The sequence below is a fragment of the Clostridium sp. AF22-10 genome (genome assembly GCF_003478725.1).
Lineage (GTDB): Bacteria > Bacillota > Clostridia > Lachnospirales > Lachnospiraceae > Otoolea > Otoolea fessa.
On the sequence record NZ_QUFZ01000038.1, the window covers coordinates 1 to 11,427 of the forward strand.

At 47.3% G+C, this 11,427-nt stretch carries 11 protein-coding genes, 1 tRNA gene and 1 pseudogene; 11 read left to right on the forward strand and 2 right to left on the reverse strand.

Annotation, left to right across the window (positions count from 1 at the left end; translation table 11 throughout):
• The first annotated feature begins 176 nt into the window (after positions 1 to 176).
• The 9 genes and pseudogenes from DWX91_RS15555 to DWX91_RS15595 all read left to right on the forward strand — a co-directional run bounded on the left by DWX91_RS15555 (position 177) and on the right by DWX91_RS15595 (position 8,051).
• Positions 177 to 464, forward strand: coding sequence for a hypothetical protein (locus DWX91_RS15555; protein ID WP_118469523.1), 288 nt, complete (start codon positions 177 to 179; stop codon positions 462 to 464).
• 2 nt (positions 465 to 466) lie between these two features.
• Positions 467 to 703: a hypothetical protein gene (locus tag DWX91_RS15560; protein WP_118539654.1), complete on the forward strand. Its 237-nt coding sequence runs from the start codon at positions 467 to 469 to the stop codon at positions 701 to 703.
• A gap of 651 nt (positions 704 to 1,354) precedes the next feature.
• Complete coding sequence (gene tyrS, locus DWX91_RS15565) at positions 1,355 to 2,578, forward strand: tyrosine--tRNA ligase (protein WP_107001489.1); 1,224 nt, start codon at positions 1,355 to 1,357, stop codon at positions 2,576 to 2,578.
• Between the two features lie 301 nt (positions 2,579 to 2,879).
• The gene (locus tag DWX91_RS15570) at positions 2,880 to 3,797 is read left to right on the forward strand and encodes a phosphate ABC transporter substrate-binding protein (protein ID WP_118472930.1); all 918 of its coding nucleotides are present in this window, start codon (positions 2,880 to 2,882) and stop codon (positions 3,795 to 3,797) included.
• A 197-nt stretch (positions 3,798 to 3,994) separates the two neighbouring features.
• On the forward strand, positions 3,995 to 4,933 hold the full coding sequence (gene pstC, locus DWX91_RS15575) for a phosphate ABC transporter permease subunit PstC (protein WP_022359893.1): 939 nt from the start codon (positions 3,995 to 3,997) through the stop codon (positions 4,931 to 4,933).
• Positions 4,923 to 5,798 (forward strand): phosphate ABC transporter permease PstA, encoded by an 876-nt coding sequence (gene pstA, locus DWX91_RS15580; RefSeq protein WP_118472929.1) that lies wholly within the window; start codon positions 4,923 to 4,925, stop codon positions 5,796 to 5,798. The genes pstC and pstA overlap by 11 nt, the downstream gene beginning before the upstream one ends.
• 21 nt (positions 5,799 to 5,819) lie before the next feature.
• A pseudogene (pstB, locus tag DWX91_RS15585) lies at positions 5,820 to 6,574 on the forward strand (phosphate ABC transporter ATP-binding protein PstB).
• Between the two features lie 104 nt (positions 6,575 to 6,678).
• Positions 6,679 to 7,341 carry a phosphate signaling complex protein PhoU gene (gene phoU, locus DWX91_RS15590; protein ID WP_118472928.1) on the forward strand — a complete coding sequence of 221 codons (663 nt, stop codon included), beginning with the start codon at positions 6,679 to 6,681 and terminating at the stop codon, positions 7,339 to 7,341.
• Positions 7,342 to 7,448: 107 nt separating this feature from the next.
• Entirely contained in the window at positions 7,449 to 8,051 is a 603-nt protein-coding gene (locus tag DWX91_RS15595; protein WP_118472927.1) for a DedA family protein, read from the forward strand.
• A gap of 33 nt (positions 8,052 to 8,084) precedes the next feature.
• Here DWX91_RS15595 and DWX91_RS15600 read toward each other — a convergent pair whose 3' ends face one another.
• Together DWX91_RS15600 and DWX91_RS15605 are read right to left on the reverse strand one after the other, a co-directional pair.
• Entirely contained in the window at positions 8,085 to 8,984 is a 900-nt protein-coding gene (locus tag DWX91_RS15600) for an MBL fold metallo-hydrolase (protein WP_182431331.1), read from the reverse strand.
• 75 nt (positions 8,985 to 9,059) lie between these two features.
• Positions 9,060 to 9,131: transfer RNA gene (locus DWX91_RS15605), tRNA-Arg, on the reverse strand.
• A gap of 120 nt (positions 9,132 to 9,251) precedes the next feature.
• Between DWX91_RS15605 and DWX91_RS15610 the strand changes: the two genes are divergently transcribed.
• Both DWX91_RS15610 and queA read left to right on the forward strand, forming a co-directional pair.
• Complete coding sequence (locus DWX91_RS15610; RefSeq protein WP_118472925.1) at positions 9,252 to 10,037, forward strand: hypothetical protein; 786 nt, start codon at positions 9,252 to 9,254, stop codon at positions 10,035 to 10,037.
• Positions 10,038 to 10,207: 170 nt separating this feature from the next.
• Positions 10,208 to 11,233 carry a tRNA preQ1(34) S-adenosylmethionine ribosyltransferase-isomerase QueA gene (queA, locus tag DWX91_RS15615; RefSeq protein ID WP_117796007.1) on the forward strand — a complete coding sequence of 342 codons (1,026 nt, stop codon included), beginning with the start codon at positions 10,208 to 10,210 and terminating at the stop codon, positions 11,231 to 11,233.
• The last annotated feature ends 194 nt before the right edge of the window (positions 11,234 to 11,427 follow it).

Genomic DNA, 11,427 nt, shown 5'->3' on the forward strand with positions numbered 1-11,427 from the left:
TTTTTTAATGGAAGTTTTTTGAAAATTAGAATTTCTTCTATATTGAATGAAGAACAAAAAAAACAGGTCAATATTAAGTTGTTCTTTTTCTTAATTGCTATTATATTGTTAAAAAATGTCTAGGACAAAAGCGTTAAAAAAGGAGAGGAACACTATCTTTTTTTAATGGAAGTTTTTTGAAAATTAGAATTTCTTCTATATTGAATGAAGAACAAAAAAAACAGGTCAATATTAAGTTGTTCTTTTTCTTAATTGCTATTATATTGTCTGGTACAATAGTAATAGAACCAGTAGCTGATTTGAAGTTGCATGCACCGTATTTTGAAGAAGATGATATAGTCAAAAAAAATAACTTTTTTGTAAAGACAGAAAACGGGTATGAATTATATATGAATGGTACATATATAGGAACATTGGATGAAATACCAAATGAATTAAAGAATATTAATATTAGGAGGAAATAAAAATGAAAAAAACGATCAGAATTTTAGCAGTAATAATTGCTATGACATGTATTTTTTCAGGGACTGCGTTTGCACAAGAGAAAGAGGTGGCTGTTGAAAAATCGAGTTCAATAGCTAGAGCAGATGTTATAAAATATGTTTATAAAGTTGAAAACGGGAAATTATATAGAAGATATATAATTATTCTAAGGATACGTGGCTGGGAGATTGGGAACTGTGTGACTAAAGTAATAATATGATAATTATATTTAATAAATATGTACACTACTTTTTACGCTTTGAATTTAAAGTAATGTAAAAATTTTATAGCGTGAAGTTTGAAGTTGAGAAATTGCCTTGACAAATAATAAATTTCGCTTATAATACAGAATATACTCAATAACCTTACAAAGGCAATGAAGGGAACAAGTAGAGATCCGCAGGAGAGCGCACAGAAAGCAGCCGGATGATGAGAGGCGCGCGTGAACCGGATATTCGAATACATCCCGGAGCTTCGCACCGAAGAATCTAAAATCGGATCCGATGAAAAGGCTGCGTGGAAAATGTGCGGCGGTTGATTTGGTAGGCTGCGACGTGAGAGACACACGTTATCCGGTCACGGTATCAGAGGGTACCGGCAGAGGCAGATGGGCGCGAGCTGTCTGCGAACAAAGGTGGTAACACGGGAATTTTGCCCCGTCCTTTTTGGAGGACGGGGCTTTTTTATTTTATAGAAAAATGTGTCTTGTGAAATCACAGACGTTCCAAAGTACCTTTATTGTTCTGTTTTGAGAATGATTTTCGGAGAGAAAATAAAGGATGAATCGGATGTATTTTTGAAAAAAGGAATCCCGTGGAGAAGCAAAACGAGTAAGCAAAATTATTTTTTATAAAAAGGAGTAAACAGGAAAATGCAGATTTACGAAGAATTAGTAGCCAGAGGTCTGATCGCCCAGGTTACAAACGAAGAAGAGATCAAAAAACTGGTCAACGAAGGAAAAGCCGTTTTCTACATCGGTTTTGACCCGACCGCAGACAGCCTTCATGTAGGACATTTCATGGCACTGTGCCTGATGAAACGTCTGCAGATGGCAGGCAACAAGCCGATCGCATTACTTGGCGGCGGCACCGGCATGATCGGCGATCCGTCCGGACGTACGGATATGCGCCAGATGCTGACACCGGAGACGATCCAGCATAACTGCGACTGCTTCAAAAAGCAGATGAGCCGTTTCATCGATTTCTCTGATGACAAGGCGCTCTTAGTCAACAACGCAGAGTGGCTGATGAATCTGAATTATGTAAACTTACTGCGCGAGGTTGGTCCGCATTTCAGCGTCAACCGTATGCTGACCGCTGAGTGCTACAAGCAGAGAATGGAGAGAGGCTTAAGCTTCTTAGAGTTCAACTACATGATTATGCAGAGCTACGACTTCTATATGTTATACCAGAAATACGGCTGCAACATGCAGTTCGGCGGCGATGATCAGTGGAGCAATATGTTAGGCGGTACCGAGCTGATCCGCAGAAAGCTTGGCAAGGACGCACACGCAATGACCATCACCCTGCTGTTAAACTCCGAGGGCAAGAAGATGGGTAAGACCCAGTCCGGCGCTGTATGGCTGGATCCGAACAAGACATCCCCGTTCGAGTTCTACCAGTACTGGAGAAACGTAGCCGATGCCGATGTATTAAAGTGCCTGCGTATGCTGACCTTCCTGCCGCTTGAGCAGATCGATGAGATGGACAAATGGGAAGGCAGCCAGTTAAATACTGCAAAAGAGATCCTGGCTTACGAGCTGACCAAGCTGGTACACGGCGAGGAAGAGGCTGAGAAGGCACAGGCAGCAGCGAAAGCACTGTTCTCCAGCGGAAATGCAGCCAATATGCCGACCTACGAACTGACTGAGGATGATTTCAACGGTGATGAGATCGATATTCTCTCCATCCTGCAGAAATCCGGTCTGGCTCCGTCCCGTTCCGAGGCAAGAAGAAATGTCGAGCAGGGCGGCGTATCTGTAGACGGAAACCAGGTAAAAGATATCAAGGCAGTCTTCACGAAGGATCAGCTCGCTGGCGAAGGAATGGTTGTCAAGAGAGGTAAGAAGAACTTTAAGAAGGTTGTTTTAAAATAAGTGGAGATGTTCCGCCAGAATCTTCACCCCATACAAATCAGAATCACGCCGCCGGCGATCTCTGCCGGGCTTTCAAGCGAAGCCCGGAGAGATGTCCGGCGGCGGTTCCGATCATGGAGAGAAGCAGAGCAAATCCGAAACCATATCTTACATTCACTCCCACAAAAATTACCCAAATTTTACATAAACGATACCAAAATATGATTTCTGTAAATCCAGGAATCTTTTATACTGCGTACTGTAAGAAATCAAGGATAAAAAACTCTGAGAGAAAAAAGAGAGAGGAAAGAGGAATTTTATTATGAAGAAAAATATTCAGAAAACAATCGCAGTATTAGGAGCAGCCGTTCTGGCAACTGGAATGGTAGGATGTGGTTCCAGCAATACAAATACAAGTGCAGCAGACACAAGCGCAGACAGCAGCGCAGCTGAAAGTGGTGCAGCAGCAGATACAACCGAGAACAGCGCAGATACAAAAGATTTAAGTGGTTCTATCACCCTGGCAGGTTCCACTTCGATGGAAAAATTTGCAAATGCACTGGCAGAAACGTTCATGGAGAAATATCCGAACGTGACCGTACAGGCTGAATTTACCGGCTCTTCCGCAGGTATCGAGTCCGTGCTGGTAGGTCAGTGTGATGTCGGTGATTCTTCCAGAGCATTAAAGGATGATGAGAAAGCAAAAGGTGCTGTTGAAAATATCGTAGCCATCGATGGTATCGCCGTTGTCGTTGACCCGTCCAACGCTGTAGATGGTCTGAGCAAGGACGAGCTGACCGGCATTTACGACGGAAGCATCACAAACTGGAAGGATGTAGGCGGCAGCGATATGCCGATTGTCGTAGTCGGACGGGAAGCAGGTTCCGGTACAAGAGGCGCATTTGAGGAGCTTCTGGGTCTGGAAGATGCCTGCAAATATGCAAACGAGCTGGATTCCACCGGTGCAGTTATGGCAAAAGTAGCATCTACACCGGGTTCCATCGGATACGTATCTCTGGATGTAGTTGATGATACCGTCAAGGCAGTGAAGCTCGACGATGTAGAGCCGACGGAAGAAAACATCAAGGCAGGCAGCTATTTCTTAAGCCGCCCATTCGTAATGGCAACCAAGGGAGAAATTTCTGAGCAGAACGAGCTGGTACAGGCGCTGTTTGACTATGTATACTCTGCAGAAGGCGATGACCTGATTAAATCTGTAGGCCTGATTACTACGAAGTAAGAAACTGCATCGGAATTTGTGAATGTGGATAAAATTACCGGTGAAAACCGGTAAGGATAGAAAAATCAGAAATTCACGAATACACATAATATTGAATAGATTCAAATAATATCGAGTCGCTTGCAGTCAAGCCGCAGAAAGGAAACTCTGCTTTGACCGAAAGCGGCTCGCTGTTCAATCCGGGACAGGAGAGACATATGCACGAAAAGAAATTTACCATTTTTGGAAGCCATGCCACGAAATCAGCGGTAGAGAGGGCAGCGGAAATTATTTTTACCGCCTGCGGCCTGCTGGCGGTGGTGGCAGTTTTTTCAATTACCTTATACATGATTATCAGCGGTACCCCGGCACTTTTTAAGGTGGGTGTTCCGGAAATCTTATTTGGAACCGTCTGGAAGCCGACTGGAAATCCGGCGTCTTTCGGAATTCTCTACGTTATTTTAACTTCCATCGTCGGAACCTTTCTGGCGATCCTGATCGGTGTTCCGATTGGGCTGTTTACCGCCATCTTTCTGGCAGAGGTTGCGCCGCCGAAGGTAGCGGCAGTGGTCCGCCCGGCAGTTGAGCTTCTGGCAGGTATTCCGTCGGTTATCTACGGACTCTTAGGAATTTTGATTTTAAATCCCCTGATGTATAAGCTGGAAATGAAAATCTTTGCCGGTTCCACGACGCATCAATTTACCGGCGGTGCGAACCTGATATCGGCGGTTCTGGTTCTGGCAATCATGATTCTTCCGACCGTCATCAATATCAGTGAGGCGTCGCTTAGGGCAGTCCCGAAACATTTAAAAAGCGCATCGCTGGCGCTCGGTGCAACGCATATCCAGACGATTTTCAAAGTAATCGTTCCGGCGGCGCACTCCGGCATCATCACGGCGGTGGTTTTAGGCTGCGGACGTGCGATCGGGGAGGCAATGGCGATCAGCCTGGTATCTGGAAGTTCAGTCAATCTGCCGCTCCCATTTAACTCCGTCCGTTTCCTGACAACCGCGATCGTGGCGGAAATGTCTTATTCAGAGGGACTTCACCGGGAAGTGCTCTTTACCATCGGTCTGGTGCTGTTCGTATTTATCATGTTTATCAACACGGTGCTCAGCCGGATGTTTGTGAAGGAGGGCGGCGCAAATGACCGATAATAGTATGAAAAGTATTTACCAGAAGCGCACCCGCATCGGGGACAATATCTTAAAAGCGCTGATTTATCTGGCAGCTGGCGTGGCGATCGCGCTGTTAGTTGGCATCATGGGGTATGTGTTTGTGCGCGGCCTGCCGCAGGTTTCCTGGCAGCTTCTGTCCACGGTGCAGAGCTCCCTCAAGGGCACCTTTGGTATTCTGGGAAATATCATCAACACGATTTACATCATTGTAATTACCCTTATCATTGCAGCGCCGATCGGAATCGGCTCCGCCATTTATCTGAACGAATACGCAAAGCCGGGAAAACTGGTGCGGACGATTGAATTTACAACCGAGATCCTGTCCGGTATTCCGTCGATTATTTTTGGCTTGTTCGGTATGGTCTTTTTCGGAATGACGCTGAAGCTGGGCTATTCGGTTCTGACCGGATCCTTCACGCTGACCCTGATGGTGCTTCCGCTGATTACGCGGAACACACAGGAAGCACTCAAAACCGTTCCGGACAGCTACCGTAGCGGCGCACTGGGAATCGGTGCAACGAAATGGTATATGATCCGGACGATCCTGCTGCCGAGCGCGGCACCGGGTATTATGACTGGCGTCATCCTTTCGATTGGCCGTATCGTGGGCGAGTCGGCGGCGCTTCTGTTTACTGCCGGAAGCGGCTTCCAGCTTCCGAAAAACCTGTTTGGAAAACTGTTTGAGTCGAGCGGCACGCTGACCATCCAGCTCTACCTGTCGATGCAGAAAGCAAAATACGATCAGGCATTTGGAATCGCGGTCGTGCTTCTGATTATCGTGCTGGGAATCAACCTGCTGACGAGATTTTTGACCAACCGGTTTGATGTGACAAAATTAAAATAAAGTAAAAAATGAGGAAATGATATGGAGACAAAAATTTCTACGTCGGATTTGAATCTGTACTATGGAAACAATCATGCATTAAAAAATATCAATCTGGATATATATGAAAATCAGATCACAGCGTTTATCGGACCGTCCGGTTGCGGTAAGTCTACCTATTTGAAAACATTGAACCGCATGAACGATCTGGTGCCGAATGTAACAATCAATGGAAAGGTGTGGATCGACGGCGAGGATATCTATGATCCGAGGTTGATACGACGCTTCTTCGCAAGAAGGTCGGCATGGTATTTCAGCAGCCGAACCCATTTCCGATGAGTATTTATGACAATATCGCGTATGGACCGCGGATTCACGGCATTAAGGGAAAAGCAGAGCTGGACGCGATTGTGGAGAAGAGTCTGCGCGGCGCGGCCCTGTGGGATGAGGTCAAGGATCGCCTGAAACGTTCTGCACTGGGACTTTCCGGCGGACAGCAGCAGCGTCTCTGCATCGCGCGTGCGCTGGCGGTTGAGCCGGAGATTCTCCTGATGGATGAGCCGACCTCGGCACTGGACCCGATTTCCACGCTGAAAATCGAGGATCTGATGGGCGAGCTTAAGAAGAATTATACAGTTGTCATCGTTACCCACAATATGCAGCAGGCGACCCGTATTGCGGACTACACGGCATTTTTCCTGGTGGGAGAGGTAGTCGAGTATGCACCGACGACGGATCTGTTCTCGCATCCGCGGGAGAAGAAGACGGAAGACTATATTACCGGACGGTTTGGATGATAGGCGTAAGATTGAGGATTTAAAAATAAGTAGAAAATCAGTTTACTGTTCAGAAGTGGAAAATTTCTGGGCAGAAAACAGGGGAGATGGAGAGGAGATACGGGATGGCGACGAGAGAGGCATTTATACAGGAGTTAGAAGGGCTGAATCAGGAATTGAACGCGATGAGCCAGATGGTGCAGGATGCGATTGACAGTAGTTTTCAAGCGCTTACCGAGCATAATGAAGAGCTGGCACAGAAGGTTATCAAAGGAGACCGGGATGTGGACAATATGGAGCGAAAGATCGAGACACACTGCCTGACGCTGATGTTAAAGCAGCAGCCGGTCGCCAGTGATCTGCGCCATATCTCGACGGCGCTGAAGGTTGTGACCGATCTGGAGCGGATGGGCGATCAGGCGGCGGACATTGCCGATCTGTCCCTGCGTTTGGAGGATGCAGATATTAGTCTTGTAAGCAAACATCTTCCGGCCATGGTGGCAAATGTGAAAACGATGGTAAAGGATGCGATTCACGCGTTTACCCAGCGTGACACCGAGACGGCGGAGACATTCGAACAGAGGGATGACCTGATCGATGCCTTCTTTGAGCGGGTAAAACGGGAAGTGATTGAGTTTCTGAAAAAAGACGGGGATAAATCCGATGTGGCAGTCGATCTTTTGATGGTTGCTAAGTATCTGGAGCGAATCGCCGATCACGCGGTCAATGTGTGCGAGTGGACAGAGTTCTCGGATACGGGGGCCGTGGGGGATGTGATGATTCTCTAGGTTTAATTAAAATCCGGGCATGAAAAATGAAAATTAGATGCCTGGATTTTTTCCGTTCTGCATAAAATAAATAGAATATGTGGAAATAACGTGGAGTGCGATATATCATGCGTGATATAGTTCTGGAACTTCTCAGTTCTTACGGGTATGCGGGGATGTTTGCCTTGATTCTGATTGAAAATCTCTTTCCGCCGATTCCTTCAGAAGTGATTCTGACATTCGGCGGATTTATGACAACGTACACACGGATGTCAATCGCAGGGGCTGTCCTGGCAGCAACATCCGGATCGGTACTTGGAGCACTGATTTTGTATGAACTGGGAAGACGAATTCCTGTCCAGAAGTTTTATTCCTTTTTGGGCGGCGCATGGGGAAAACGGCTCGGAGTGGAAGTGGAAGATGTAAAAGATGCAGACGGATGGCTGGAGAGAACGGGACGATCAGCCGTCTTTTTTTGCCGTTTCGTTCCGATCATCCGAAGTCTGATCTCGATCCCGGCGGGAATGGCAAAGATGGAACTCCTGCCATTTCTCCTTCTGACAACAGCGGGCAGTCTTATCTGGAATACGGTGCTCATCGGAGCCGGCGCGGTGGCGGGGGCATCGTGGGAACGTATTCTGGTGCTGTTAAAGACATATTCCCGCTTCGCCGTGATGGGAGCGGGAATCTTGGGATTTGCAGGGGCGTGTGTGTATTTTCGGAAACGATAACAACAAGAGAGGGAAAATTCATGCAGAAAGAGTTTATTCATTCAAACAAAAATATATCGTGTCATTCTTTACTTCCAGCCGTGCCGTCCCATCGATCACCAGCTGTTCCAGATATGGGCGCAGGTGGCGTTCCTGACGGATGAGCTGGTCGTAGGTACCGATGTGCATTCCGATCAGACGTCGGCTTGCCTGATAAAATTCATCGCGTGTCATTGGTCTCTGCAAAAGCTCTGCCAGCTCTGCGAGACGCAGACGGACAAGATCCATATTTTTGTCCGCCAGTTCCCGGATATTGCCATCAAATGGACCTTTGTGCGATAAAATCCAGTGCTGGTAAGGCAGTTTTGTGATTGCTTCCTTGCTTTCCAGATCCAGACCGACGTGGTCGCAGTATGGAAGCTTGACGTGACGCAGGACATTTTCGGTTAAAAGCGCGTCTCCGGTAAAGCAGACGCCGTCCGGTGTGCCGATGACGATGTGGTCGAGGGAATGCCCCGGCAGATGGTGAACCGGGAAGGTTACGCCGCAGAGTGTCACGGAAGTATCCTCCGGCTGGATGATACAGTCAACCGGGCAGCGCTGCTCGGTGTCGATGGAAACCTTTTCCTTCTCGGAGCGCCCGAAATAATTGGTATACCGTTCCAGCGCCGCCTGGGAGGCGATCAGCCCGGCTTCGCCAAGCGACATAGCCAGTGGAATCTGAAAGGCTTCGCGCAGGCGTTTGCTGTTTCCATGATGGTCGATGTGCGCGTGGGAAACGATCAGCCCCGCCGGGGTCAGCCCGGCGTCTTTCAGAGAGCCGACCAGCTCGTCATATTCCTTTGAGTAACCATTGTCAAACAGGATGCAGCGGGTGTCGTCGATGCGGTAGATGCCGACGGCTGTTTTGCCAAGCAGGCAGTCTGTATTTCCAGAAACGTGTATGAGTTCCACGGAAAGAGTCCTCCTTTTATCATGAATAACACAAAAAGCGACGGCTGAGATATCTCCGCTGTCGCTTTTTAAGAATGCGTCTGATAGGAATCGAACCTACGCCTCAGGCTCCGGAGGCCGGCGCTCTATCCACTGAGCTACAGACGCATTACTTGTATGATACTATAATATTTAGAAAATTGCAAGTTTTTTTTCGGAAATACTGCTTGCCGAGTAACCAAATCACCGCTATAATATTAACAATCGAATAAGTCAGGAGGCGGTCGGGTGGGAGAACCGAAAAAGAAACCGGGACGCAGCCGGAAGAACGGAACGGACTGGGAACTGCGCCGCTATGTGATGCTGCTTGCGGCGGTGATTGTATTGATTCTGATTGGCGCGGTGGCGATGTTTTCCGGGAAAATAACAAACATTCTGGGGAAAAAGGATGGCTTACCGGCAGAAATGGTGGATACAGGCGGATCTGGAATGGTGATTGAGCCGGACACGAAAGAATATATTCAGGACTTTGGCGGATGTATTCTGACAGAGAATGGCGAGCCGGGGATCACAGAGCTGATGAATACTTATTTTCAGGCGGTTTCCGACTGTGATATGGATACGTTTGTGAAGTTGTTTACCTCACAGGATACGAGTGAGGAAGAACACTACCGTCAGGAATTTGAAGAACAGAAGCAGTACATTTCCGGGTACCAGAATGTGAAATGTTATACGACGCCGGGGCTTAGGAACGGTGAGATGGCAGCGTATGTGTATTATGAGATTTTGTATACGGGCGTGGAGACACCGGCACCGAGTCTGGTGCGGATCTATGCGATCCGGGCGGAGGACGGAAACTGGCAGATCGATGACGGGAAAATGTCCGAAGAGCTGACGCAGTATTTTGAAGAACTGTCGGTCAATGAGGATGTGCGCCTTCTCAGCAAGCAGACGGATGAAGCAATGGATGCGGCGATGGAGCAGGATGAGGCGTTGAAAGAGCGCGTGGAATTTATGAAACAGGGCGCATCTTATATGCAGGAGGAGTCAGAACCGGCTGCGTCAAATCCTTAAAATGCTTTATTGAATTCGTCTGGCTGGAAAAATAAAGTTTTTAAGGTATGGAAAGCTGAAAAGCGGATATGCCGGAGTATAGAGAAATGGTTGATAGCATATAAGATATAAAACCGATTGATTTATAAAAAGTGAAAGTACAGATATAGAAAGACAAAGAGGCACAAAGAATGGATGTAAAAGATTTTTATTATGATTTACCACAGGAGCTGATCGCACAGGATCCGCTGGAAGATCGTTCTTCTTCCCGGCTTTTAGTGCTGGATAAAAAGACGGGTGAGATGCAGCATAAGGTGTTTAAGGATATTGTCAATTATCTTCATCCGGGCGATTGCCTGGTGATCAATGACACAAAGGTTATCCCGGCGCGTCTGATCGGAAGCAAGGAGGGAACGGATGCACACATCGAGATTCTTCTTCTGAAACGCCGTGAGAACGATATCTGGGAGACGCTGGTAAAGCCGGGCAAAAAGGCAAAGCCGGGAACCGTAATTAATTTTGGCGATGGTTTGTTAAAAGGAACCGTCATTGATGTGGTAGAAGAGGGAAATCGTCTGATTCAGTTCTCCTATGAGGGGATCTTCGAGGAGATTCTTGACCAGCTTGGTCAGATGCCGCTTCCACCGTATATTACACACCGTCTGAAAGATAAAAACCGTTATCAGACCGTTTATGCAGAACATGAGGGATCCGCGGCTGCTCCGACTGCCGGACTTCATTTTACCAAGGAACTGCTGGCACAGATTCAGGAAATGGGCGTCAAGATCGCGCATGTCACACTTCATGTGGGTCTGGGAACCTTCCGGCCGGTCAAGGTTTCGAATGTACTGGATCATCATATGCACTCGGAGTTCTATCGTATCGAGGAAGATGCCGCCAACATGATCAATGAGACGAAGAAAAATGGCGGACGCATCATCTGTGTCGGTACGACAAGCTGCCGGACGATTGAATCCGCAGCGGCTGAGGACGGCACGATCCGCGCGTGCAGCGGCTGGACCGACATTTTCATCTATCCGGGCTATCAGTTCAAGATTCTGGACTGCCTGATCACAAACTTCCACCTGCCGGAGTCCACACTCGTCATGCTGGTATCCGCATTGGCAGGCAGAGAACACGTGCTCACGGCGTATGAAGAGGCGATCCGGCAGAGATATCGGTTCTTTAGTTTTGGGGATGCTATGTTTATCCAGTAGAGAAAAGGGATGTATGAAAAAGACTCATAGTGAAAGGCTATGGGTCTTTTTATTTCGAAAAATGTTTGAAAAACGGCACACCGCGTTCTCGTTACTTTAGCCTGCAAATAAAAAGTCAAGACTTAATGGGGAAAAAAATATAAAATTTTACATGGTTAAAATTAGGCACTAAAATAAGACCACCACAAGCAGTG

Coding starts and splice junctions, on each gene's coding strand:
- DWX91_RS15560 (WP_118539654.1), top strand. CDS start 467: ATGAAAAAAACGATCAGAATTTTAGCAGTAATAATTGCTATGACATGT.
- tyrS (WP_107001489.1), top strand. CDS start 1,355: ATGCAGATTTACGAAGAATTAGTAGCCAGAGGTCTGATCGCCCAGGTT.
- DWX91_RS15570 (WP_118472930.1), top strand. CDS start 2,880: ATGAAGAAAAATATTCAGAAAACAATCGCAGTATTAGGAGCAGCCGTT.
- pstC (WP_022359893.1), top strand. CDS start 3,995: ATGCACGAAAAGAAATTTACCATTTTTGGAAGCCATGCCACGAAATCA.
- pstA (WP_118472929.1), top strand. CDS start 4,923: ATGACCGATAATAGTATGAAAAGTATTTACCAGAAGCGCACCCGCATC.
- phoU (WP_118472928.1), top strand. CDS start 6,679: ATGGCGACGAGAGAGGCATTTATACAGGAGTTAGAAGGGCTGAATCAG.
- DWX91_RS15595 (WP_118472927.1), top strand. CDS start 7,449: ATGCGTGATATAGTTCTGGAACTTCTCAGTTCTTACGGGTATGCGGGG.
- queA (WP_117796007.1), top strand. CDS start 10,208: ATGGATGTAAAAGATTTTTATTATGATTTACCACAGGAGCTGATCGCA.